The organism is Mesorhizobium sp. WSM2561, assembly GCF_000513915.1.
GTDB classification, from domain to species: domain Bacteria; phylum Pseudomonadota; class Alphaproteobacteria; order Rhizobiales; family Rhizobiaceae; genus Mesorhizobium; species Mesorhizobium muleiense.
In genome coordinates this window covers 1-24,340 of sequence record NZ_AZUX01000058.1, presented here as the reverse complement: position 1 = coordinate 24,340, position 24,340 = coordinate 1, and the positions used below count along the sequence as shown (strand labels likewise).

Below are 24,340 nucleotides of genomic sequence, written 5' to 3'. Positions count from 1 at the left end.
TCTAGCGAAACCCGGCTTCGCCCTCGGCATGGAGCTTTCCGCCGCGTTCGACGATCGGCTCGAGCGCCTTTTCCACCGGCACGTTCGGCGCGTCGAGGATGGCTGGATGCGCGCTCTGCGGGTTGTGCGCCCATTTCACCGCATTGCGCAGCACCTTTTGGACATTCGCGTCGTGATAGGTTGGATAGGTTTCGTGACCTGGCCGGAAATAGAAGATGTTGCCGGCGCCGCGGCGCCAGGTCAGCCCCGACCGGAACACTTCGCCGCCTTGGAACCAGGAGATGAAAACCGTTTCCAGCGGTTCCGGCACGGCGAACTGCTCGCCATACATCTCCTCGTTCTCAAGCTCGAAATACTCGCCGATCCCGGCAGCGATCGGGTGGTTGGGGCTCGTCACCCAGAGCCGCTCGCGCTCGCCGGCCTCGCGCCATTTCAGCGTGCAGGGCGTGCCCATCAATTGCTTGAAGATCTTCGAGAAATGGCCGGAATGAAGCACGATCAGCCCCATGCCTTGCCAGACGCGGCGCGCCACGCGCTCGACGACTTCGTCGGCGACGGCGCCATGGTCCTTGTGTCCCCACCACACGAGGACATCGGTTTGCGCCAGACGGTCGGCCGGCAGGCCATGCTCCGGTTGCTCAAGCGTCGCCCACGATACCGAAATTTCCGGGTCGAGCCTCAGCGCGTCGGCGATCGTTGCATGCATGCCCTCGGGGTAGATCCCCGCCACCACCTCATTGGTCCGCTCATGGATATTCTCGCCCCAAACGACAGCGCGTATCGTCATGACATCCTCTTGATCGGTTGAAGCCGCCGCCCCGGTCAGGTCAGTCATAGTGTCATCGGCCGGGAATGAAAACGGTTTCGAGGCTGGCTGCTGACAATTGGGTGGAATTCCGGAGATGTCGGCGGGATAGCGCCCCCATCTGTCCTGCCGGACATCTCCCCCACTTGGGGGGAGATGGATGTCACGCCGGCTCGGGCTAGCCGCGCACGACGAGGCGTTTGATCTTGCCCTTCTTGAACGCGGCGAGGAAGCTGGCGTAGTCCTTGAAGACGACGCAGCCGCTCGATTCCCCGCGGCGGCCGCGCAGCAGGTAGGTGTGCGCAAGAAAGCCGTCGCGGCCAAATTTGTTCTTGCCGTCGATAGGAGTGAGACGCAGCGCCTCCACCCCATGGAAGCGCGATTCGCGCAGCCTCAGATCGTAGGTGTGGGGCGGCGTCGGGCCGGCATTCTTGCGATTGGCGTAGCGCGCCTGGTCGGCCATCGAGCCCAGTCCCGAATGCGCCTCGAGCCGCGAGCCGTCCGGCATATAGACGGTTTTCGCCGAAATGTCGTAGACGGCGACGCCGCTGCCGGGCTTGGTGAACAGGTTGCCGAAGACCCCGCCGCCGCCCGCCGGGCTGTCGGGTTTGGCATAGGCCAGCATGTCTGCGGCCTTCGACCGCTTGGCCGGCTTGCCCGGGCTGCGTTGCGTGCCCCGACTGCCCTGCATGCCCGGGCTGCCCTGCATGTCCTCTTGCATGCTTGGTTTCGCCGCCGGTGACGAACTCCTCGGCGACAAGGCTGGCGCCCGGGGCATCTGCGGAGCGGCGGCGGTCTCCACCCTGTTGGCTTTGGATGGCTGAGACTGGGCCTTGGCGGCCCTCGATGCCTGGACCTTGGGTGCATTGGCCTTGGGTGCCCTAACCTCGGGTGCCTTGACCTCGGGCGCCTCGTCCGACTGATCGATTTCCGCCTGCGGACGCCAAGTCGGCAAGGGAACGCTGCCGGGCATTGCGTCCTGCGGCGGCAGCGACGCCATCTGCACCTCGCCCTCTTGCGTGGCAGCAGGATCGGCCGTCGTCGCCTGCGGCAGCACGTCGATCATCGCTTCCGGCAATGCATTCGCAAGCGCCAGCGCCAGCCGGGAGGATCGGTCGATTTCCGCAATCTCGGGCCCGAAGCGCACGGACGCGGGACCATGCTGATCGGCCAGGCGCACCGGCTCCGCAAAGCGCTGGTCCGTCGGCAGACTGACGACCGCAAACGGCGCGGCCCCGCCGGAGGCGCGGGCGAAGGCAGCAGCAATCTTTTGCGGCGACGGCGCCGCTTTCGCCACCACGCTGTCGAAGCGCGATTGCGGTGAGATTTCGGCGACACGCTGCACAGCATCCGGCCGCGCTAACGGCTTGAGACGCGCTACCTTGCCTTCATGCTCGAAGCTCGCGGCGGCGTGCGCGCAGTCGGCATTGCATCGGCCGAGCAGCGACGCCTGACGCTGCCGGCTTGCCAGTGACGGTGCCCACGAATTGGCCCGTGGGTTGACAAGTGTGTGTCGGGGATCGGCGAGCGCCATGGAGCGCGGCGCGAGCAGGTTTTGCGGAAGACTGTTGGAGGCGGCGGTGAGCGAAGTTCCCACCGAATGGAGGCCGGCCACGGTCGCAGCCGACCACAGCGCGATCGCAGCGCCAACAACGGGAATCGCGACCCAGCGCAGGCCGGGCCTCATCGAGGGCAATCCACCATCAGGATTGTCACCCCGGTTATTCAAACGCATCAACGCCATACAACCAACCTCAATCGGCCTTGCGGCATGCGGGCTCGCAGCCGTCACAATCACAGTCGCCTGGTGCCCCCCGGCACGCTTCACGTCTGTTGCCGATTGAATCAAAAGATGGACAAACTTGGTTAACCAATCCCTCTACCGATCGCCGATTAGGCGAAGGTCTATGTCAAAAAAGGCTCCCTCCAAAACTATGAAAATAGCGGAAATGCCCTCCATGCCAGGCTTTGCTGCCCGTTTTTGCAGGCCGAGTCAACAAAGCGAAAGGATTAGACCTTGCCTGGGCGGCGTCAGCTAAAGGCTGATACCTGCCAGCGCATGACCCGAAACGAGGCCCGCGTCCTCCGTCGGAGGCGCGGGCCTTGTCATGCCTGCGCAGCCTATGCGGCGCGCTGCGCTTCCATCGGCCGCAAATTCTGGTTCATGCGGAACAGGTTCAGCGGATCATATCGCTGCTTGATTTCCAACAGCCGCCGATAGTTGCCGCCATAGGCTGCTTCGACCCTGTCGACCTCGTCCGCGGGCATGAAGTTCACATAGGCCGTGCCGGCGGCATGGGGCTTGGCTGCTTCATAGAGACCCCGCGCCCAGTCGATGCAGGCCTGGTCCATTTCCGGTTCGCGCCAGCGGGCGTGGACATTCATGACGTAGTGCGCGCTGCGTTGCGGAAACGCCGTTGCATCCGCTGTCACCCGGCCCGCCGCACCGCCGACATGGCCGATGAAAATCTCGCATTCGGGGCCGGGAAGCCTGGGTATCGCCGCCGTCACGACCTCCACCGCGGTATCGGAAAGCTCGGTGAAGTCATGGCTCTTCCAATAATTGCGGGCGCCGGGCGTCAGCAACGGATCGAACCCCTGCTGCCAGCCGGTGAACGGGTTGGGACCGACCACGTCTGCAATCGGTGTGCCGATGGCGCGAAGCCTCTGTGTCGCCTTCTCACCCTCCTGAAGGTCGCCGCAATAGCACATGGCCAGGACCAGCACCTCCTTGCCATGCCATTCGGCCGGCAGGAACGGCAGCGGCGGCGCCTGCCGCATGACTACCCAACAGGTCAGCTCATTGGGCGCTGCTTCGAGCGCCGCTCGGTATTCCCGCAACACGTTTTCGGCATCGGCGAAGGGATGAACGACGAGCCCCGACAGCACCTGCGGGCCGACCTTGTGGAGCTTGAACTCGAAAGCCGTGACGATGCCGAAATTGCCGCCGCCACCGCGCAGCGCCCAGAACAGATCCGGATTCTCGGTCTGGCTGGCGCGCAGCAGTTTGCCCTCGGCGGTAACCACGTCAGCGCAGAGAAGATTGTCGATCGTCAGGCCGAACTTCCGCGTGATCCAGCCGAAGCCGCCGCCCAGCGTCAGGCCCGAAATGCCGGTGGTCGAGTTGATGCCGGTCGGCACCGCCAGTCTGAAGGCCTGTGTCTCCGCGTCGACATCGGCGAGCGTCGCGCCAGGTTCCACCCATGCCCGCCGCGTCGCCGGATCGACCCGCACCGACTTCATCGGCGACAGATCGATCATCAGGCCGCCGTCGCAGACGGCGCTGCCGGCGATGTTGTGGCCGCCGCCGCGAACGGCGACGAGCAGCCTGTTTTCCCTGGCAAAATTGACGGCGGCGATAACGTCGGCGGCACCGGCGCAGCGCACGATCAGCCCGGGCCGCCGGTCGATCATGGCGTTCCAGATGCTGCGTGCCTCGTCATAGGCGGCGTCGCCTTCCCTCAGCACGGTGCCGCGCAATTGTGCCGAAAGCGCCTCCAGGGCCGCGGCATCGACCGTCGTCTTGCCGCGATCAAGCGTGGTGAGGCTCATGCTGTCCATGGCTTTCCTCCCGATTGTTTTTGAGCCGTTTTCCCTCACCCGTTTCCAAGTCTGCCTTTATATTAGAAGTCGCGCAAGTTCCTGATCGCTCGCTGGCCGGCATTGCGCAACCCGCACAACGGTCAGCTCTCCTAGAGGTAAAAAGCCGCCGGCAGGCCGAGCCGAGATGAGTGCTGGATCGCTGTGGACGATCTCGTCGGTTCGATCGGAGGAACTACGCAGCGGTCCGCGGAGTTAGGCATATGAGCAACCAGTGCAGAGGAGAGCTCTGATGGCACCGCGCAGAAAACCCGACGATCCATCCGAAGGCCCGACCATCGAACAGCAGGATTGGGACGCGATCAAAGGCAGTAAGATTCTGCCAGACAGCGTGCCGGGAAACGGCGACATCCGTTACGACCTCGAGAAGGAGGCTGAACTGCCCGAGGAAGACGACGACAATCCGTACCAGGACAGCGACGAGGCGCTGCCGGACGACGAAGAGGAACGCGCCCTCTCGCGCAACCCCTCGAGGCAGGATATCGACGAGCCGTGAACGGCAGCAGTTCAATACCGTGGCAGCCGCACGGTTTCGGCCAAATTCCGTGAAAGTTCCTCCAGGGACAGAAAGGCCCGGCGGGGAGGAAGCGCCGGGCCTTTGCCGAATGCCGTGCGATCGGCTGTCACAGTCGCTAGAGTAGAACGACTGCGCTTCCAACCGTTGCCGGTGGTTGTTGTTCCATCGAAACCGAAAAACATGGCGCGGTTCGCCAGCATTGCTGCTTGGATCGCCTTCGGCCCGACCTTCGATCACGATTTCTGTCTGACGGAACAACTCCAAAAAACGCTCGTTGGATAATCATCGCAACCAGCGATGCAGCTCTAATGGAGACCGACCATGATGAAAAAATTTCTTTCCGCAACCGCACTCAGCATTGCCCTTGCCACTTCGGCGATGGCGCAATCAAACGGCACTGGATCCGGCACCAACGATCCGGGAGCGGCCACCGGGACAGGCACTGGCACCATGGCTCCCGGCACCGATAATGCAACTCCTGCCGATCCAAACGTAACCGGTTCAACCACCGACGGCGCCGACGGCATGAGTGATCGGTGCAAGGACGTAGTGGAGGCCGATAAGAACACTGCCAGTGGCACTGCAACTTCGGATAGAGAGGATTGCCCCGAGTAATGGAGCCAAGGCCCCCTGAGGCCGCGGTGGCGCGCCGCGCCACCTGTCAGACAAAGCCGGGAACCGGCTTTGTCTTCCCGCTCAGTTGCGCGCCTAAGGTTAGCGCCTGCGGGAAATTCCGGACAATCGCCGCCATCCAGGTTGCGCTGCCTGGACTAACGGCAATCGCGGCAAGTGCGGCGGCGGCGTAGAGCCGTGTTGAAAACAGACTTTTCCAGGCCGCCTCGTAGCGTCTGCCGGCCATCTCGCGCCCTGCACTGCCGCTTGGCGCGCATGAGAGTTCGCAGGCCAGCAGCCAGCCGGACTGAAGCGCCATCGAGATGCCCTCGGCGACGACAGGGTGAGACTCTCCGGCCGCATTGCCGACGCGAAAGATGTCGCGTTCGTAGCAGGAGCGAATTCCCGGCCGGATCGGACCTGCGGCAAGCCAAGGCCCGTCGGCGTCAGCAGACTCTAGCGCATCCCTTACTCCCCGGCATGATTCCATCAGATGACGGGAGACCGCCTCGGCGGCCGACAAATGGCTCTGGTGTCTGGGGTGTTTGCGCAACCGTGCGAGCATATCGCGCCGAATGCAGCACGAGATCGACAGCCGGCCATGATCCGCCGAAACCATGCCGCCATAACCGCCAGGAAACACCAGCAGAGGCATCAAATCAGGCGCCAGGGACGGCCCGGTGAAATGCGCCTTGAAGCCGAACAGGTCCGAAGGGCGGTTGGTTTTTCCGAGCTGGCTGGGCAGCGGTCCTGGCTCCCAGGAGCCGTGTGCGGCGACAATCACCGGCGCGCGCAACATCGTCGTTTCGTTTCCGGCTTGAATTCCCACCAATTGCGCCTCGCCATCTGGGTCGATGGCGACGGCGCGGCAAGGCTGAAAGATTTCGACGCCCGCCGATCGCGCCGCCTGCAAAAGCAGACAGTCGAAAACATCCCGGCCAAGCGCCCGGCCGAAACCATCTTTTTTCTCGCGGCGCCCATCCTTTGCAGGAGGCCCATCTTTTGCGGGAGGCCCATCTTTTGCAGGAGGCCAGTCTTTTGCAGGAGGCCCGTCTTTTGCAGGAGGCATTGCCGCCTCGGCGCAGGTCTCGCCGGAAAACAAGCCGACGCGGCGGATTTCGGGGCCGGCATTGGCACGCCACGCTTCGCCGATCTCCAGCTGGTCCAGAAGCGCAAGATTGCTTGCCGATATATATTCGCCGCAGACCTTGCGGCGCGGGAACACGCTCTTTTCCACAATAGCCACGGCCCATCCGCGCCGGGCCAGCGTCAGCGCGACGGACGTGCCCGCCGGGCCGGCGCCTATGACGATCGCGTCATGGGTCGACAATCGAGTCATAGGTCATGACCGGCGCTGGTGCCGACGAAAATGTGGGAAAAAAGGCCGGCGCGCCGTTCCTCGACCGCTTTGCCGTTTGCCGCGAGCCAGAGACCGGAAAGCTCGTTGCCGCGAAAGCCGGCACGCACGCTCTGAGCCGCGTCGTTTCGTGTGACGTCATTGGCGCCGATCGCCGGGAGAAGACGGGTCGCGGCCAATGCCAGTTTGGTCCGCAACGGCTCTGTCGCCAACAGCAGTGGTGCCTTCGGCGCCATCAGCGAAAACAGACGCACGATCTTGCCATCGTCGAAATGATGCAGAAACAGATTGACGGTGATCGCGTCGAACCGCGTACCCTCATTCTTTCTCGCCCAATCGAAGACATCGGCGGTGACGCCTTCGACCGTCCATCCCAGCCTGGCGAAATCACCACGCAATTGCGCGGTGATGAGGTCGACGCGGTCGAGCATTACCAGTTCGACCCCAGGCCAATGCCCCGCCATGCGCCGCGCCAACGCCAGCATGAAGGAGCCGTCGCCGGCGCCGATCTCCAGAATCCGGCGCGGCGGCCCTGGGACAAATTTCCTGAGCAGCGATGCCATGATCCTGGCCTGAAACATCAGCGCGTTGATGCGACGGAGGTCGCGCCGCGCCGCAAGCGCTCGCGGATCGTCGGCCGCAAGTCCGTCGAGGATTTCCGGCGCAAGCTGGCGGTGCTCAAGGCTGCTCATGACGCCGTTCGGAAAAGCATGGTTTCGGCCGCCAGCCCGGGTCCGAACGACATGCCGCAGCCGAGCATGCCTGGTGGCACCTTCAACATCTCTTTCATCACGAACATGACGGTCGCGGACGACATGTTTCCATATCGGCGCAACACCTCGCGCGATGGCTCCAGCGCAGGGGGTGCGAGTTCCAGGGCCCGTTCGACGGCGTCGAGCACCGAACGTCCCCCCGGGTGCACGGCCCAGAGGTCGATCGCCTCGGTCGGCCGACCGCCGAGGATGGCGTCGTGATTGCTCCGCAACGCTTCATGGATTGCTGCCGGGACCTGGCCGGAAAGAACCATTTCGAAGCCGTGGTCACTAATGCTCCAGCTCATCAGATCCCGCCGCTCACCCGCCACGATGCCGTAAAAGCTTTCGAGCTCGATGCCGTGCGCCTCGGCGGTGACGAGCGCAGCCGCACAGCCATCGCCCCAGAGGCAGAACGACAGCAGCTTTTCCAGTTCGCTGGTTTCCCGCAGATGCATCGTGCAGAGTTCGATATTGACCAGCAGGACCCTGGCCTGCGGGTCGGAACGGACGATGTGGCGGGCAAGCTTGAGGCCGTTGATCGCCGCGTAGCAGCCCATGAAACCGATCATCGTGCGTTCGACCCTGTCCGGCAGGCCGCATCGCGCAACCAGTTCCAGGTCGATGCCCGGCGCTGAAAAACCGGTGCAGGTGGTAACGATGAGATGGGTGATGCGGGAAGCGCCGCCACCAAGCTCCAATCCGTCGACGCCTTTTTGCGCCAGAACAGGTGCGGCATGACAGAACATTGCCATTCTCTCGGCCGTTCCAGGAAAGGCGCCCCGGATGAACTTCCCGGCCAGATCTGCTGATGGTCCTTCGGGGTCGCCGGCAGGTGCAAAGCAGGAATAGCGGTGCTCGATGCCGGCAACGTCAACCATGCGTTCGAAAATTCTTCGGCGATCGGCCGCAAGCATGGAGGCGGCGAAACGCAGATAGAATTGATGAACCTCGTGCTCCGGCACCGCTGTCGCGATCCGGTTAATATACGCTTTGGCCGGCATATTCGCTCTCCTCGGCGTCGCGCTCGGCATTTTTTTGGACCACCGCCGGAGGTTGTTTGGTCATCGGCACCAGGTGTCGGGCAGCAGACATTGAGTGTTGCTGATGAACGTTTCTGAGAACTGATTTCATCCCACCTTTGCTGTTGCCAGGCGATGCTGCGGTTCGCCGGCATTAGGAACATAGGCACCATTACCGAGGAGTCCACAGAAGTGCCCGCGCTTCGGGCCGAGGCGCCATCGCTTCCGGCCCTCGGTAGGCGCGGTATTTTTCTGAGCGATGGAACATTAGCGCATACTAACGATTGTAGGGTGACAGCGAATATCTCCCGGATGTTGGCTGCTGGACCGGGATCCCGGTCGGCTCGCGCTCCTCCAGAGGCGCGGGCCTCCGGTCCAAAGAGCAATTGGCGGCTTAGGCTCAGTTTGGAACGAGAACGCCGTGAGGGCGTTCGCCATAATTAGCGCGAGCCGCCACAGGCTCGCGGCAAAGAGAAGGAGAGCTGTCATGAACAATATCATCTGGCTGGTCGGGGCCGTCGTTATCGTAATTGCGATACTCAGCTTCCTTGGCCTTCGTTAGGTTCGCCTTTAGCGACGCCTACGCCGAGCAAGTCGTAATTTGGGTCGTCTCTGGAAGCCTGAGGTTTGCAGGCGCAGCAGCTGTTGGCGCAAGCGAAACGACCCCGCTCTTTCACCGGCGAAGTTCCCTGCCCGATCCATACTCTCCCAGACGCAGCGCTCACGGCGATGAGCGGTGGCAGCCCGCTTGGCAAGCGGCCGGCTTCAGTTGCTGCCGGACCAGATCGCGACTGGCCTGGTGCGGCGCCGATTGACGTTGCTGTGCCTTTTCTTCATTCTCCTGTTGCTGCCTGCTCCGAGATTCAGCAATGAAGCGCAGTCTCGCTTTCGGTGTGATTGTGATCGCCGTCGTCGGCGTGCTGGGCGGCGCCGCACTTTTGATTGCCGGCCAGTCCAGAGTTTCACAAGACGCGATCCAGTCGTCGGTTACCCGCACCGCTGAATTGATCGACAGCGCCTGGAAGCTGCCCGTGGCTGCCACGTTCAATGCCGACGTCACATGGCAATCAAACGGATCAAGGTGTGGCCCGGCAAGTGTCGCCAACACATTCCGCTCCATCGGCGAGGAGGAGACAACCGAAGCCGAAGTCCTCGCTGGAACCGGAAAGTGCTGGACCGGCTTTTGCATCATCGGGCTCACGCTGGACGAGCTTGCCGAGGTCGCTCGAACGAACACCAAGCGGAAAGTCTCCGTGCTTCGGGATCTGAGCGCCGATGCATTTCGCGAGCACATGAAGCGCGCCAACGATCCCGGCCGCCGTTACATCGTCAACTTCACCCGTGAGAAGATTTTCGGCGCCGGCGCTGGCCATTTTTCCCCGGTCGGAGGATATCTGGAGGCCGAGGACATGGTCTTCGTCCTCGATGTAAACGAGGACTACAAGCCTTGGCTGGTCGAGCGTGAGCGCCTGTTCTCAGCCATGGACACAATCGATAGCGATGGCGACAAGAAGCGCGGCTTGCTGCTGATCGAGTAGCATTGTCGCAAGCAGTGTCGATTGCCTTGCCTTCAATCGACCAGCACGGCGACCACTGCGGTGCAGTCGCCCGCCTTGACCAGTCCGGGGAAATGGCGGGCAGCCAATAGACCCGACATCCTTGCCCTGATCTCCTGAGGTGCGGCACCGGTGCGGCCGGTGGAATGGATGCGCGCCAAGACCTGGCCCTCCTCGACAGGCTCGCCGAGATCGATCATCGTTTCGATCATCCCGTCGTCCTCGGCGAACGAGAAGCAATCGCCCGACGGCATGTCGAGCCAGCGGGTCGGCTGCATCTCCACCGCTCCGGCGACAATGCCGGCATGGCGCAGCACATTGAGCACGCCACGACGGGCGATCCGCACCGTCTCTGCGCGGGCAGTCCCACCGCCGCCAAGCTCTGTGGTGATGAACAGCTTGCCCATCTCTTCGGCGGCAGTGTCGAACATGCCGACCGCATCAATCTCCAGCATCTTCATCGACCACGGCGCCGAGAACGCTTCGACCGCGGCGAACCCCTTCGCCTCCAACTCCTTGTCGGGCCGGATATGGGCGGCGCAGAACGGCACGAAGTCGAGCGTCTTGCCGCCGGAGTGGAAGTCGAGCGCGATGTCTGCGCGGGGGAGCAACTCACGTTGAAAATAATCGGCGATCTTCTCGGTCACCGTGCCGTCAGGCCTGCCGGGAAAGCTGCGGTTCAAATTGCCCTTGTCGATCGGCGAGGTGCGGGTGCCGGCGCGGAACGCCGGATAGTTCATTGCCGGCACGATGATGACCGTGCCGCTGACTTGCTCGGGATCGAGCGTGCGGGCGAGATCGTAGAGCGCCAGCGGCCCCTCATATTCGTCGCCATGATTGCCGCCGGTGAGCAATGCGCTTGGCCCGCTGCCGTTGCGGATCACGCAGATCGGGATCATCACCGATCCCCAAGCCGAATCGTCACGGCTGTAAGGCAGCCGCAGGAAGCCGTGCTGTACGCCGTCGCGGTCGAAATCGACGGTCGGCGTGATCGGCGATGGACGAAGGCTGGACATCGGGCTCAATTCTTTACCACCAGCTTACGCGGCACATTGGCCAGGCAGTTGACGCCGGTCTCGGTGATCAGGATGGACTCGGTGATCTCCAGCCCCATCGTCTCCAGCCACAGGCCGGTCATGAAATGGAAGGTCATGCCGGGCTTCAGCTCGGTGCGGTCGCCGGGGCGCAGGCTCATCGTGCGCTCGCCCCAGTCCGGCGGATAGGAAAGCCCGATCGGATAGCCGGTGCGGTTGTCCTTGACGATGCCGTATCTCTTCAGCACCGCGAAGAAGGCATTGGCGATGTCTTCGCATGTATTGCCGGGCTTCGCCGCGGCCAACCCCGCCTCCATGCCTTCCAGTGTCGCCTTTTCGGCATCGAGGAATTCCTGCGTCGGCTTGCCGAGGAACACAGTCCGCGAAAGCGGGCAATGGTAGCGGTTGTAGCAGCCGGCGATCTCGAAGAAGGTGCCCTCGCCCGATTTCATCGGCCGGTCGTCCCAGGTCAGATGCGGCGCCGACGCATCGGCGCCCGACGGCAGCAGCGGCACGATCGCCGGATAATCGCCGCCAATCTTTCCCTCTGGCCCATCGACGCCGCGCGTGCCGGCATCATAGATCTCGGCGACCAGGTCGCATTTGCGCATGCCGACTTCGATCTTGTCGACGATGCGCTGGTGCATCGCTTCGACGATGCGGGCGGCCTTGCGCATGTAATCGATTTCGGTCGGGCTCTTCACCGCGCGCTGCCAGTTTACGAGTGCCGTAGCGTCGACGAAGCGGGCATTGGGCAGATGTTTCTGCAGCGATGCGAAGGCAGCGGCCGAGAACCAGTAATTGTCCATCTCGACACCGATGCTGAGCTTGCCCCAGCCACGATCGGCCAGCACCTGCGACAGAAAATCCATCGGGTGGCGTTCGGTCGACTGCACATAATGGTCGGCATAGCCGACGATGTTGTCGTGCGCGAGATAGGCGGTGCGCTTGGCGCCGTTGGCGTCCTGGCCGCGCCCGTACCACACCGGTTCGCCCGACGGCGGCACGATGACGGCCTGGTGCACGTAGAACGACCAGCCGTCATAGCCGGTCAGCCAGGCCATATTGGACGGATCGCTGACAACAAGCAGATCGACGCCCTTGGCTTCCATGGCCTTCCGGGTCTTGGCGAGGCGCTCCGCATATTCGCCGCGCGAGAATTTCAAATTGGGTTGCATTGTTCTTGGTCCTCGTTTGTTGGGCCTTGCGGCCGGCATCAGCTTTCGAAAATCGTACCCGTCTTGGCCGCCCGGGCACGGTCGCGGGCGAGCGTGGCGATCGCCGTGTCCTGCACGCCGGTGCCGGTGAGGTCGGCGATGGTGATGTCGCTGCCCGAGCGCCGGCCATGTCTTTCGCCGGCGATGATCTGGCCGAGCTCGGTAATCTCGGCATCGGCTGCCATCACCCCCGTCGCGATGGCATGATGCAATTCGCCCAGCAGCCGCGTCTGCTTGGCGCTGTCGGCGACATAGAGATCGGCCATGCGCAGGATCGCCGGCGCGATCTCGTTCTTGTGCTCGGCGTCCGAGCCCATCGCGGTGATGTGCTGGCCGGCCGAGACGAAGCCGGCCTTGATCAGCGGTTCGGTCGACGGCGTCGTGGTGACGATGATGTCGGCGCCGGCCGCCGCCTTTGCCGCGTCGGGTTCGGCGCGCACGACGATGCCCAGTTTTTCGCGCAATGCATCCGCCGAGGCTTCGGCCTTAGCGGCATCTCTCGCCCAGATCCGCGCTTCGGCGATCGGCCGCACCAGCATAAGCGCCTCGAGCTGCAGTCCAGCCTGGACACCGGCGCCGAAGATCGCGGCGACAGAGGAGTCGGTTCGCGAAAGATGTTTCGCCGCGACCGCTCCGGCCGCCGCGGTGCGGACATCGGTCAAATAACCGTTGTCGAGCAGCAGAGCCTCGACCAGCCCGGTTTTTGACGACAGCAGCACCATCATGCCGTTGACGCTGGGCAGGCCGAGCTTCGGATTGTCGAAGAAGCCGGGACTGATCTTGATGGCAAAACCGTCGATGCCAGGCACATAGGCGGTTTTGACGTCGACCTCGCCGCGATGCTCGGGAATGTCGAGCCGCAGGATCGGCGGCATCGCCACCGGCAAGGTGGCAAGCGCGCGGAACGCATTTTCGACGCAGGCGACGGCGTCGAGATCGAGCTTCACGATCGCGCGCAGTTCGGCTTCGGTGAGTATCGTCATCCGGCTCATGCGGCGCTCTCCTCAAATGCTTCGCCACAAACGACTTTCCGGTGCAGCGTCATGTCGATGTTGCGGCCCGACACAATGAGCACAGTGGGGCCGCTCGCCCCGACCTTGCCGGCAAGCACGGCGGCGATGCAAACCGCGCCGGCGCCTTCGACGATCTCGCGCTCCTGATCATAGGCATGGCGGATGCCGGCGGCGATCTCGTCCTCGCTGAGCAGGATAACATCGTCGAGCAGGTCGCGGCACATCGAGAAGGTCAGCCGGTTGTCGAGGCCGACGCCGCCGCCGAGCGAGTCCGCCAGCGTCGGCAGTTCCTCGACCAAAACCGGATGTCCGGCATCGAGGCTTGCCTTCATCGCCGCGCCCCGCGCCATCGAAACGCCGATGACCTTCGTGCCGGGGCTGACGCCCTTCACGGCAGCGGCGACACCAGCCGCCAGCCCGCCGCCGGAAAGCGGCACCAGCACCAGGGCGGCGTCCGCAACCTGCTCGATGATTTCCAGCCCGAGCGTGCCTTGCCCGGCGATGATATCGGGATGGTCGAAGGGCGGCAGCATGATCAGGCCGTCTTCCGCGACCAGCCGGTCGACCTCTTGCTGCGCATCGTCCTGGCTGTTGCCGACGATGCGGATCTCGGCGCCGAGCCGGCGGATTTCGTCGAGCTTATTCTGCGGCACCAGTCGTGACATGCAGATCGTCGCACGCATGCCTTCGAGCTTTGCCGCATGAGCCAGCGCCCGGCCGTGATTGCCGGTCGAGGCGGCGACCACGCCGCGCGCCTTCTCCTCGGCGCTCAACGAAGCGATGGCGTTCGAGGCGCCACGCAGCTTGAAGCTGCCGGTCGTCTGCCGATGTTCGAGCTTGAGATAAACAGGCGCGCCCAAGTGCCCGGAAAGACTCGCGGAAGACACGGTCGGCGTGCGCTCGACCTTGCCGGCCATGCGATCGCGGGCGGCGCGGATATCCTGAAGGGTTACAGACATGCCTGTTGCCAGAGGGGGGTGCTCGCTCATGCCGGACATCGCCTCATTGTCTCAACGGCAGGGTCATCAGACGGCCGAATTCGGCGCGCCGCTCCTCGTCGCCGCAAAGCCGCAGGCAGTTCCAGGCCGTTGCCTGATTGCTGGTGACGACCGGGCGGCCGATCGCCTCCTCCATGCCGACGACGGCAAGTGCTGCCCGCAGCGCCGTGCAGGAGACGAACAGTGCGTCCGCTTGCGCGTCGGTCGTCTTGGCTGCCAGATCGACCAGCGTGGCCGGTGCAATCCGCGCCATCTCGCGGTCGTCGTCGAAGCCGAGACAGGTGAAGCTGGCGATCTCGAACCCGTGCGCCGCGAAATAGGCGGCCATCGGCCGGCTGGTCTCGACAGTATAAGGAGTGAGAATACTGATCGTCCTGGCGCCCAGCGCTTTCAAGCCGCGCACCCCTGCCATCGGCGGCGTAACCACGGGTACGCCGGGCTTGGCCGCCTGCACCGCCGCCTCGATCTCGGCATCGCCGATGACGACTGAGGCCGAGGTGCAGGAATAGCAGACCGCGTCGAGCGGCTCATCGGGCAGGATGAGCGCAGCGCCCGCCGTCAGCGACGGCTGCATCTTGCGCAAATTGTCCGGCGTCGTCGGATTGGCGTAGGGAATGCGCGCGACATAGACGCCGATCCGGTCGCTTGCCACCCTGCGACGAAAATCCGGTTCGGTCGTATGGTCGGTGGCAAGGATAATCAGGCCGACGCGCTTTTCCAGCGGACGCGCGTCGAGCGCCGGCCGTGTCGAGTGCAAGCGGATGTCGACTGGAGCGGTCACCATGCGCTCCTTGCCAACGGTTTGGTCGAAGGAACTGTCATTTTTCAATGCGCCCGTAGCGGCGTTCCAGCCAGCGCAGCAGCACGACCGAGAACAGGCTGATGACGAGGAAGAAGGCGCCGACCAAGGTCATCGGCTCGACATAGCGGTAATAGGTGTTGGCGACGCTCTTGGCCTGGTTCATCAGTTCCAGCACGGTGATCGCCGAAAGCAGCGGCGTCTCCTTGAACATGGCGATAAAATAGTTGGCAAGCGCCGGGATCATCGGCGGGATAGCCTGCGGCATGATGATGTGGGTCCAGGTCTGCCTGGCGTTGAGATTGCAGGCCTTGGCGGCTTCCCACTGGCCGCGCGGCACATTGTCGATGCCGGCGCGATAGACCTCGGCCGTGTAGGTGCCGTAATGCAGCCCGAGGCCGATGACGCCCGCCACCAGCGGCGGCAGCAGGATACCGATGTCCGGCAGCACGTAGAAGATGAAATAGAGCTGCACCAAGAGCGGCGTGCCGCGGATGAACTCGGCAAGGAAGCCGACGCTGCGCGACAAGCCCTTGTTCGGCGAGCGCCGCGCCAGCGCGATAGCCAAGCCGACCATCGCTGCCAGAACCGAGCCGAGCAGCGTCGCCAGGATGGTGATCTTCACGCCCTCGATCAGGGTCGGCATGATCTCCCAGACGAAATTCCAATCCCATTCCATTACGAGGCCCGATCCATCAGACGCGCACCCCGTCGAGGCCGCGCGCCATGCGGCGTTCCAGCGAACGCACCCCCCACGAAATGATCAGCGCAAGGCCGAAATAGATGACGAGAATGGTGGTGAACGGCACCAGCGTGTTGCCGGTCTGCGAGCGCACGACCTGGGCCTGGAAAGTCAGGTCGGTGAGCGAGATCAGCGAAACCACGGCGGTGGCCTTGAGCAATTCGATGGCGTTATTGCCGAAGGTCGGCAGCATCACCAGCAGCGCCTGCGGCAGGATGACATGGCGCATGGCTTGCCAGCGGCCGAGATTGACCGCGGTGCAGGCCTCGTACTGTTCGCGGCCGATCGACTGGATGGCGCCGCGCACCACCTCCGCGCCGTAGGCGCCGACATTGAGGCCAAGCGCCAGCACGCCGGCCTGCAGCGGCGTCAGCGAAATGCCGATGAACGGCAGCACGAAATAGGCCCAGAACAGCTGCACGAAGATCGAGGTGCCGCGGAAGAATTCGATATAGGCGGTGGCCAGCGCCCGAATTGCGAAAAAACGCGACAGCCGCCCCAGCCCGGCGAGAAAGGCCATGATCAGGGCAAGCACCGACCCCATCAGCGTCAGCTCGATGGTAACAAGCGCTCCCTGCAATATCAGGCCGAAATAGCCGGACCATTGGGTCATGAACTAAGCATTTCTCCGCTTGGCGATTATTACAGAAGGTCGGCGCTGCCCCTCATCCGCCTGCCCGGCACCTTCTCCCCGTATAGGGACGGGGAGAAGGGTGAAGCTCCAACGTTGGCGCCCCCTCTCCCCGTTCTTCACAGGGGAGGGTAAGGGTGAGGGGCAACTTTTTACTTCGCCGAGCAGAGCTTGTCGCGGCTCGTCGACATCGCCGCCGCGGCCGAAAAACCGTAGGGCTCAATGATCTTGGCGAATTCGCCGGACTCCTTCAGCTTGGCCAATTCGACGTCATAGGCGTCGCGCAGCGCCTCATCGCCCTTCTTGAACGCCGCGCCGTCGCAATAGACCGGCGCGCCGACCACCGGGGCGACGACTTCAAGGTTCGGATCGTTGGCCTTCTTGACCAGATCGTTGATCGACAGCACCGGCAGGGAATAGGCGTCGATGCGGCCGTCCTGCAGCATCTTCAGGCCGCTCTGGCCATCCGGCACGACGATGACGCGGTCACGCGGGACGCCGGCAGTGAGCGCCAGCTTCTCCTCGGTGCCGCCGCCCGGCGCCCCGATCGTTGCGGTGGCATCCTTGGCGACATCCTCATAGCTCTTGAAGCCCTTCGGGTTGCCCTTCTTGACCAGCATTGCCTCGGCGTCGCACAGCACCGGCTCCGAATAAGCGACCGCAGCGCAGCGCTCCGGTTTCATGAACAGGCCGGCGGTGACGACGTCGAAACGGCCGGCCTGCAGGCCGGGGATCATCGCGCCATATTCCGAGATCGAGGCGACGATGTCGTTGACACCAAGACGCTTGAAGATTTCACGGGCCACATCGGGCGCCGCACCCGAGACCTTGCCGTCGGCAGCAACCGCCGTATAGGGCGGCTCGTTGGCGATGGCGACACGGGCGAAGCCCTGTGCCTTGAGCTCTTCGAGCTTGCTGTCGTCGGCCGATCCCGCGGTCGAAGCGGCCAGGATTGCGGTCAGTGCAACACCGGCGACGCCGGCCAAAATGCCAAGTTTCTTCATTGTTCCCAACTCCTTGTTTCTCTTTTGGTTTGGTCGTTCTATGGGACGGCTTCGCCGCCCTGGGAGGACGGCGTTGCCGCCCCGGGGCATGGCAGTCAGACGCGATGTCCGGCCGCGATGATCTTCTTCAGGAAAGCTTGCGTACGCTCCTGCTTGGGGTTGCGGAAAATCTCGTCCGGCTTGCCTTCCTCGACGATCTTGCCGCGGTCGAAGAACAGAACCCGGTCGGCGAAATCATGGGCAAAACCCATTTCGTGGGTGACCAGCAGCATGGTCATGTCGGTCTCCGAGCACAGCCGCCACAACACGTTCAGCACCTCCTCGACCAGTTCCGGATCGAGCGCCGATGTCACCTCGTCGAACAGCATGATCCTGGGCTGCAGCGCCAGGGCGCGAGCGATGGCAACGCGCTGCTTCTGGCCGCCGGAAAGCTGCGCCGGCATCGCTTTCGCCTTGTCGGCCATGCCGACCATGTCGAGCAGTTCCATCGCCCGTTTTTCGGCGGCGGCGCGCGGCATTCCCTTGGTCAGGATCGGCGCCAGCGTGACGTTGTCGATGACGCTCTTGTGTGGAAACAGGTTGAACAGCTGGAAGACCATGCCGATCTTCTGGCGCATTCTTGCCAGATGCCGTTCGTCGGCGGGCAGCAACTGGCCGTTGCGCTCCATGTGGTAAAGCTGCTCGCCGTCGATCTGGATGTGGCCGCTGTCGATCCTCTCCAGCGTCATCAGGATGCGCAGGATCGTCGTCTTGCCGGAGCCGGATGGGCCGATCAGCGCCAGCTTCTCGCGCGGCATGACTTGCATCGACAGTCCGTCCAGCACCTTGAAGGTGCCGAAGCTCTTCGAAATGGCGTCGATCTTGATGATGGGCGCGGACAAGGAATTTCCCCGTGCTGGAGAAGCTGTGCCTTAACGATGCGGAACACGCCAAATCATGTCAATCAGGAAAATAAACTCATGACAATGTTTCTGGCTCCGCAGAATTTCGCGGCAATGTCTGCCTAGATCGCCAGCAGCAGATGCTCCGGGTCGCCGAGCAGAAGTTTGGTGACAACGCTGAGGCCGGCGCGCAGTTCCCCCTCGGTTGTCGAGCCCAGCGAGATGCGCACTGCCGGCTGCCAGGGCGCCGCCGAGATGCGGAACGATGTGCCTGGGGCGATCGCCACGCCCTGCAGGCGGGCCTGTGAGACTAAGCCCTCCTCGGCGCGGTCGCCGGGCAGTTGCAGCCACAGATGCAGTCCGTCGCGATGGACGCGGTAGTCGACCCCGGCAAGCACCTGGGTGGCAATCTCCTGCCGCCGCCGCAGCGCCGACCGCTGCCAGCGGACGAGTTCCATCGCCGTGCCGTCGGTCACCCATTTTGTCGCAATCTCCGCCACCATCGGCGTCGCCATCCAGTTGGAGACGAGATGCCGGTTGGCGACGGCAGCGACATAGCGGTCGGGCGCCGCCAAATAACCGATGCGCAGGCCTGGCAGCACAATCTTGGTGAAGGAGGTGACGTAGAGCGTGCGCTCGGGCGCGAAGGCGGCGACCGGCGGCGGACGGTCCTCGACCAGCGGCCCGAGCACGTCGTTCTCGATGATGGCGATGTCGTGCCGGCGCGCCACAGCAGCGATCTGCTCGCGCCGCGCGGCATTCATCAATGTTGCAGTCGGATTGATCACCGAGGGCTGCACGAACACGGCGCGGATGTCGGAAAGCCGGCACGCCTCGTCGAGCGCCTCCGGGATCAGGCCGTTGTCGTCGATCGGCAGGCCCTCGAGGTTGAAGCCGAGATAGCGCGCCAGCGGGATCAGCGTGTGATGGCCGATCGCCTCGGTGGCGACGGTCGAACCCGGCGGCGCCACGCTCATCAGCGCCACCGTCATGCCGGCCGTGGCGCCGTTGGTCAGGCTGACATTCTGCGCCGACACGTCGAGACCGCACAGCCGCAGCCATTCGACCGCCACTGCACGGTGACGCGGGAACACCATGTTCGGCCGGAACGACAGCGCCGAGGTCGACGGCAGGTTCTCGGCGAGCCAACCCAGCGCCTGCTTCAGCCGCTCCAGATGCATCGGCTCGCAGACCGGCTTCAGGATCGACAGGTCGATGACCTCGCCAAGGCGTTCCGGCAGATAGGGCGGCTCCGGCTCGCGGCGCTGCGTCTGCACGAAGCTGCCGCGGCCGATCTCGCCGGAGATCAGGCCCCGGCGGATCAGTTCCTCATAGGCGCGGCTGACTGTCTGCACCGAAAGCTTCAATTCGTCGGCCAGCCGGCGATGCGTCGGCAGCCGCGCGCCGTTGGCCAGCCGCCCGTCATGAATGGCGCGCGCGAACTGGTCGGCGAGCGATTGATAGGCCGGCCGCCGGATGAGCGCGGGATCTGGACGCCACAATGTCATGACATATTAGAGATCGAAATCAGTGCAATTGACAATCGAAATAATGCGCCGTCATGGTGTCGCAGAAAAAAGTGGACGCTCATGGCCGCACTGAAACTGGATCAGATCGACCTCAAAATCCTCGACGCGGTTCAGCGCGACGGGCGCATCACCAAGCTGGCGCTCGCCGACAAGGTCGGCCTGTCGCCGACGCCGTGCTGGATGCGGTTGCGCAAGCTGGAAAAGGCCGGCATCGTCTCCGGCTATCACGCCAGGGTTGCAATGCGCGCCGTCGCGCCGGTCGCCACCGTCCTGATGGAGGTGACGCTGGCCAGCCACCGCCAGGCCGATTTCGACCGTTTCGAGCGCGTCATCCGTGACGTCCCCGAAATCGTCGCCTGCTGGTCGGTGGGCGGCGGCGTCGACTATCTGCTGAAAGTGATGGCGCGCGACATCGACGCCTACCAGCGGCTCGTCGACGCCCTGCTCGAACGCGAGATCGGCATCGACCGCTACTTCACCTACATCGTCACCAAGACGGTGAAGGAGGAGGTCGCCTTGCCGGTGGCGGATCTGTTGCCGGCGCCGTCGTGAGGTCTGGGGAAACTGACATCAGGTCGCCGCGACGATGCGGAATTCTGCTCCGCTGCATTCCTCGGCGAAGGTCACGGAATGGATCCCAGGGTCTTCGCGACGGAGCTTCGCTCCTGCTTCGCCCGGGGATGACGAAGTTGGAGGAGGTTCAGCCAATCTCCGCTGTTTGCTACAGCCTCGGAGAGACTGTCCTGTGTTTCGGTCCAATAGAGACAATCTCTCTACGCGTGCGCTCCGAAACAGCCTCTCTGTCTGCGCCGCGCGCATAGTCTCTCCGCACTCCGAAACCGGGAGACCTCGAACATGTCCGCGCATTTTGCCCGCCCACAACGCCACGAAGCGCTTGACCGGCTCGCCGACCGCCGGCTGCTGCGCCAACTCGCCTATGTCGACGGCCACTGGACGGCGAGTGAAGCCGCCGAGAGTTTTGGGGTGACCGACCCTGCTACAGGCGCCACCGTTGCCTGGGTTGCCGCGCTCGATGCCAGGCAGACGAGCAAGGCGATCGACGCGGCGTCGCGCGCCTTTCCCGCCTGGCGCGCGGCTCTCCCACAGGAACGCGCAAGAATCCTGCGAAAATGGTTCGATCTGATCATCGCCGCCAAGGACGATCTGGCGCTGTTGATGACGCTCGAACAGGGCAAGCCTCTCAAGGAATCGCTTGGCGAGATCGACTACGCCGCCTCCTTCGTCGAGTGGTATGCCGAAGAGGCAAAGCGCCTCAACGCCGAAAGCGTCACCAGCCATTTGCCAAACGCCGAGATGATGGTGCGGCGCGAACCGCTCGGCGTCGTCGGCGTCGTCACGCCATGGAATTTTCCTGCGGCCATGCTGACCCGCAAGGCAGCGGCCGCGCTTGCCGCCGGCTGCACCATCGTCGCGCATCCTTCTTCGGAAACGCCGCTGTCGGCACTGGCGCTGGCCGAGCTCGGCGAACGCGCCGGCCTGCCGGCTGGCGTCTTCAACGTACTCACCGGCAAGGCTTCGACCATCGTTGGGCGGATGTGCGAAGATCCGCGCGTCCGCGCCATGAGCTTCACCGGCTCGACCGAGATCGGCAGGCTGATCGCCGCGCAAAGCGCGCCGACGATGAAGCGGCTGGTCATGGAGCTTGGCGGCCATGCGCCGCTGATCGTCTTTGCCGACGCCGATCTCGACAATGCGGTGACCATCGCCGTCGACGCCAAATTCGCCACTTCCGGCCAGGATTGCCTCGCCGCCAACCGCATCTATGTCCAGCGTCCGATCTACGATCGTTTCTGCGCCGCTTTCGCCAGGCGCATCGAGGCGCTGCGGACCGGCAATGGCCTGGCCGATGACATCGACATCGGGCCGTTGATGCACGAGCGCGGCGTCAAGAAGGTCGAGGAGCAGGTCGCCGATGCGCTCGCCCATGGCGCGCGCTGCCTCACCGGCGGCGGCAGACATCCGGCCGGACCGCTGTTCTACCGGCCGACCCTGCTCGCCGATGTCACCGACGATGCGCTGATCATGCGCGAGGAAACTTTTGGTCCGGTCGCCGCGGTGACGCCCTTCGACAGCGAGGGCGAGGTCATCGCCCGCGCCAACGCCACCGAATACGGGCTCGTCGCCTATGTCGTCACCGAGAACGGCGGCCGCCAATTGCGCATCGGCCGTGCACTCGACTACGGTATGGTCGCCATCAACCGCGTCAAGATCACCGGCGCGCCGATTCCGTTCGGCGGCGTCAAACAGTCCGGCATCGGCCGCGAGGGCTCGCGCCACGGGCTCGAAGCCTTTACCGATCTCAGATATCTCTGCCTGGACGTGGCGTAAGCTGTATCGACATTCAGGTGATGCCGGTCTGCAAATGGCGGCGTCCTGCGCTTCCGGTGCCCGCGTACGAAAAAGTACGCTCCGCTCCGGTTCTCGGCCTGACCTGAATCTCGACACACCTTAGGCCGCGTCGGGACCATCTTTCTCTAAGGAGTCAAAAAAATGCTCGACCAGTCCAACGAACTCGCCGCCTGGGATCGCGACCACTTCTTCCATCCCTCGACCCACATGGGCACGCATGCGCGGGGTGAATCGCCGACCCGCGTCATCGCCGGCGGCGAAGGCGTCACCATCTGGGACAATAACGGCCGCAAGAGCATCGATGCCTTCGCCGGGCTCTATTGCGTCAATGTCGGCTATGGCCGCCAGAAGATATCAGACGCCATCGCCGCCCAGGCCAGGAACCTTGCCTATTACCACGCCTATGTCGGCCACGGCACCGAGGCCTCGATCACGCTTTCCAAGATGATCATCGACCGCGCCCCGCAAGGCATGTCGAGGGTCTATTTCGGCCTCTCCGGCTCCGACGCCAACGAAACCAACATCAAGCTGATCTGGTACTGCAACAACGTGCTCGGCCGTCCCGAGAAGAAGAAGATCATCTCGCGCTGGCGCGGCTATCACGGCTCTGGTGTCATGACCGGATCGCTGACCGGGCTCGACCTGTTCCACAACGCCTTCGACCTGCCGCGTGCGCCGATCCTGCACACCGAGGCGCCCTACTATTTCCGCCGCGCCGACCGCTCGATGAGCGAAGAACAGTTTTCCCAACACTGCGCCGACAAGCTGGAAGAGATGATCCTGGCCGAGGGCCCGGACACGGTCGCCGCCTTCATCGGCGAGCCGATCCTCGGCACCGGCGGCATCGTGCCGCCGCCCGCTCTGTACTGGGAAAAGATCCAGGCGGTTCTGAACAAATACGACGTGCTGCTGGTCGCCGACGAAGTGGTCACCGGCTTCGGCCGGCTGGGCACCATGTTCGGCTCCGACCATTACGGCATCAAGCCCGACCTGATCACCATCGCCAAGGGCCTGACCTCGGCCTATGCGCCGCTGTCGGGCGTCATCGTCTCGGACAAGGTCTGGCAGGTGCTGGTCCAGGGTTCCGACAAACTCGGCAGCATAGGCCATGGCTGGACCTATTCGGCGCATCCGATCTGCGTCGCCGCCGGTGTCGCCAACCTGGAACTGATCGACGAGATGGACCTGGTGACCAACGCCGGCGAGACCGGCGCCTACTTCCGCGCCGAACTGGCGAAAGCCGTCGGCGGCCACAAGAATGTCGGCGAGGTGCGCGGCGACGGCATGCTGGCGGCAATCGAATTCGTCGCCGACCGGGACGACCGCGTGTTCTTCGATGCCGCGCAAAAAATCGGGCCGCAGGTCGCGACCGCGCTTGCCGAGCGTGGCGTCATCGGCCGCGCCATGCCGCAAGGCGACATTCTCGGCTTCGCGCCGCCGCTGTGCCTCACCCGCGAAGAGGCGGACATCGTCGTCTCCAAGACAGCGGATGCGGTGAAGGGCGTGTTTGCCAGCATCTAATTATCGACCTTGGTGCCGCCCCTCATCCGCCTGCCGGCACCTTCTCTCCGTGAACGACGAGGAGAAGGGACAAGCTCCAGCGCTGGCTGTCCAGTTGATAGATGGGTAACACTTTGAACCGGATACATGGGTTACAGTTTTCCCCCTGTCGTGTCCGCCGCAGCGCCATGCGGTTTGATTGGCGCGGCGCTGCGGCGGACAAGCTTCATGCGCCTGGTGTCGAGGATGCCGAGCGGGTGGGCATGGAAGCTGAGCGCCCATTGACCATCCTCGGTTTCGGTGGCGGCGACCGCTTCGCCGGCCAGCGCCTTGGAAACGTAGACGAAACCACCGTTCCATCTGATCTCGCCATTGTGGCGCACGCTGCGCACCGCCGCCTC

Annotated in this window: 22 protein-coding genes and 1 pseudogene; 6 read left to right on the top strand and 17 right to left on the bottom strand. The window is 63.8% G+C overall.

Translation table 11 applies throughout. The features are described 5' to 3' along the window. Position 1: 1 nt before the first annotated feature. From M727_RS0130070 to M727_RS0130060, 3 genes are all read right to left on the bottom strand, one after another. Positions 2–787: a ThuA domain-containing protein gene (locus tag M727_RS0130070; protein ID WP_027155692.1), complete on the bottom strand. Its 786-nt coding sequence runs from the start codon at positions 785–787 to the stop codon at positions 2–4. A gap of 196 nt (positions 788–983) precedes the next feature. Next, entirely contained in the window at positions 984–2,492 is a 1,509-nt protein-coding gene (locus tag M727_RS0130065; protein ID WP_027155691.1) for a tlde1 domain-containing protein, read from the bottom strand. Between the two features lie 434 nt (positions 2,493–2,926). Beyond that, positions 2,927–4,366, bottom strand: a complete 1,440-nt coding sequence (locus tag M727_RS0130060; protein WP_027155690.1) for an FAD-binding oxidoreductase — start codon at positions 4,364–4,366, stop codon at positions 2,927–2,929. A gap of 271 nt (positions 4,367–4,637) precedes the next feature. Here M727_RS0130060 and M727_RS0130055 point away from each other — a divergent pair, with 271 nt between their 5' ends. Both M727_RS0130055 and M727_RS40845 read left to right on the top strand, forming a co-directional pair. After that, positions 4,638–4,901 carry a hypothetical protein gene (locus tag M727_RS0130055; protein ID WP_027155689.1) on the top strand — a complete coding sequence of 88 codons (264 nt, stop codon included), beginning with the start codon at positions 4,638–4,640 and terminating at the stop codon, positions 4,899–4,901. Between the two features lie 342 nt (positions 4,902–5,243). Further along, positions 5,244–5,537, top strand: a complete 294-nt coding sequence (locus M727_RS40845; RefSeq protein WP_084646968.1) for a hypothetical protein — start codon at positions 5,244–5,246, stop codon at positions 5,535–5,537. A gap of 46 nt (positions 5,538–5,583) precedes the next feature. Here M727_RS40845 and M727_RS0130045 read toward each other — a convergent pair whose 3' ends face one another. Genes M727_RS0130045 through M727_RS0130035 form a run of 3 tightly spaced genes read right to left on the bottom strand, consistent with a single transcriptional unit; the run spans position 5,584 to position 8,647 of the window. After that, the gene (locus M727_RS0130045; protein WP_027155688.1) at positions 5,584–6,873 is read right to left on the bottom strand and encodes an NAD(P)/FAD-dependent oxidoreductase; all 1,290 of its coding nucleotides are present in this window, start codon (positions 6,871–6,873) and stop codon (positions 5,584–5,586) included. After that, entirely contained in the window at positions 6,870–7,583 is a 714-nt protein-coding gene (locus tag M727_RS0130040; protein WP_027155687.1) for a methyltransferase domain-containing protein, read from the bottom strand. Before M727_RS0130040 ends, M727_RS0130045 begins: the two co-directional genes overlap by 4 nt. Continuing rightward, on the bottom strand, positions 7,580–8,647 hold the full coding sequence (locus tag M727_RS0130035) for a type III polyketide synthase (RefSeq protein WP_027155686.1): 1,068 nt from the start codon (positions 8,645–8,647) through the stop codon (positions 7,580–7,582). The genes M727_RS0130040 and M727_RS0130035 overlap by 4 nt, the downstream gene beginning before the upstream one ends. An 887-nt stretch (positions 8,648–9,534) precedes the next feature. Between M727_RS0130035 and M727_RS0130025 the strand changes: the two genes are divergently transcribed. Next, the gene (locus tag M727_RS0130025; protein WP_027155685.1) at positions 9,535–10,203 is read left to right on the top strand and encodes a phytochelatin synthase family protein; all 669 of its coding nucleotides are present in this window, start codon (positions 9,535–9,537) and stop codon (positions 10,201–10,203) included. Between the two features lie 32 nt (positions 10,204–10,235). Here the strand turns inward: M727_RS0130025 and doeB are convergent, their stop codons facing one another. From doeB to M727_RS0129970, 10 genes are all read right to left on the bottom strand, one after another. Then, positions 10,236–11,237, bottom strand: a complete 1,002-nt coding sequence (gene doeB / locus M727_RS0130020; protein WP_027155684.1) for a N(2)-acetyl-L-2,4-diaminobutanoate deacetylase DoeB — start codon at positions 11,235–11,237, stop codon at positions 10,236–10,238. Positions 11,238–11,242: 5 nt separating this feature from the next. Continuing rightward, positions 11,243–12,433, bottom strand: coding sequence for an ectoine hydrolase DoeA (gene doeA, locus M727_RS0130015; RefSeq protein ID WP_027155683.1), 1,191 nt, complete (start codon positions 12,431–12,433; stop codon positions 11,243–11,245). 38 nt (positions 12,434–12,471) lie between these two features. Next, positions 12,472–13,464 carry an ectoine utilization protein EutC gene (eutC, locus tag M727_RS0130010; protein ID WP_027155682.1) on the bottom strand — a complete coding sequence of 331 codons (993 nt, stop codon included), beginning with the start codon at positions 13,462–13,464 and terminating at the stop codon, positions 12,472–12,474. Continuing rightward, positions 13,461–14,444, bottom strand: a complete 984-nt coding sequence (gene eutB, locus M727_RS0130005; protein WP_036263973.1) for a hydroxyectoine utilization dehydratase EutB — start codon at positions 14,442–14,444, stop codon at positions 13,461–13,463. Before eutB ends, eutC begins: the two co-directional genes overlap by 4 nt. Positions 14,445–14,487: 43 nt before the next feature. After that, a complete protein-coding gene (eutA, locus tag M727_RS0130000) occupies positions 14,488–15,267 on the bottom strand; it encodes an ectoine utilization protein EutA (protein WP_027155680.1) in 780 nt (259 codons plus the stop codon). Positions 15,268–15,301: 34 nt separating this feature from the next. After that, a complete protein-coding gene (gene ehuD, locus M727_RS0129995) occupies positions 15,302–15,961 on the bottom strand; it encodes an ectoine/hydroxyectoine ABC transporter permease subunit EhuD (RefSeq protein ID WP_027155679.1) in 660 nt (219 codons plus the stop codon). 16 nt (positions 15,962–15,977) lie between these two features. Then, positions 15,978–16,637 (bottom strand): ectoine/hydroxyectoine ABC transporter permease subunit EhuC, encoded by a 660-nt coding sequence (gene ehuC, locus M727_RS0129990; protein WP_023797849.1) that lies wholly within the window; start codon positions 16,635–16,637, stop codon positions 15,978–15,980. 170 nt (positions 16,638–16,807) lie between these two features. Beyond that, positions 16,808–17,659 carry an ectoine/hydroxyectoine ABC transporter substrate-binding protein EhuB gene (ehuB, locus tag M727_RS0129985; RefSeq protein ID WP_023797848.1) on the bottom strand — a complete coding sequence of 284 codons (852 nt, stop codon included), beginning with the start codon at positions 17,657–17,659 and terminating at the stop codon, positions 16,808–16,810. Between the two features lie 95 nt (positions 17,660–17,754). Then, a complete protein-coding gene (gene ehuA / locus M727_RS0129980; RefSeq protein WP_023797847.1) occupies positions 17,755–18,540 on the bottom strand; it encodes an ectoine/hydroxyectoine ABC transporter ATP-binding protein EhuA in 786 nt (261 codons plus the stop codon). A gap of 122 nt (positions 18,541–18,662) precedes the next feature. Next, entirely contained in the window at positions 18,663–20,048 is a 1,386-nt protein-coding gene (locus M727_RS0129970) for a PLP-dependent aminotransferase family protein (protein ID WP_027155678.1), read from the bottom strand. Positions 20,049–20,138: 90 nt separating this feature from the next. Between M727_RS0129970 and M727_RS0129965 the strand changes: the two genes are divergently transcribed. From M727_RS0129965 to M727_RS0129955, 3 genes are all read left to right on the top strand, one after another. After that, positions 20,139–20,621 (top strand): Lrp/AsnC family transcriptional regulator, encoded by a 483-nt coding sequence (locus M727_RS0129965; protein ID WP_027155677.1) that lies wholly within the window; start codon positions 20,139–20,141, stop codon positions 20,619–20,621. A 303-nt stretch (positions 20,622–20,924) separates the two neighbouring features. Continuing rightward, positions 20,925–22,418, top strand: coding sequence for an NAD-dependent succinate-semialdehyde dehydrogenase (locus M727_RS0129960; protein ID WP_027155676.1), 1,494 nt, complete (start codon positions 20,925–20,927; stop codon positions 22,416–22,418). 162 nt (positions 22,419–22,580) lie between these two features. Continuing rightward, positions 22,581–23,960 (top strand): aspartate aminotransferase family protein, encoded by a 1,380-nt coding sequence (locus M727_RS0129955; protein ID WP_027155675.1) that lies wholly within the window; start codon positions 22,581–22,583, stop codon positions 23,958–23,960. A gap of 131 nt (positions 23,961–24,091) precedes the next feature. Here M727_RS0129955 and M727_RS42580 read toward each other — a convergent pair. Further along, positions 24,092–24,340, bottom strand: a pseudogene (locus M727_RS42580) (integrase); the annotation flags it as partial.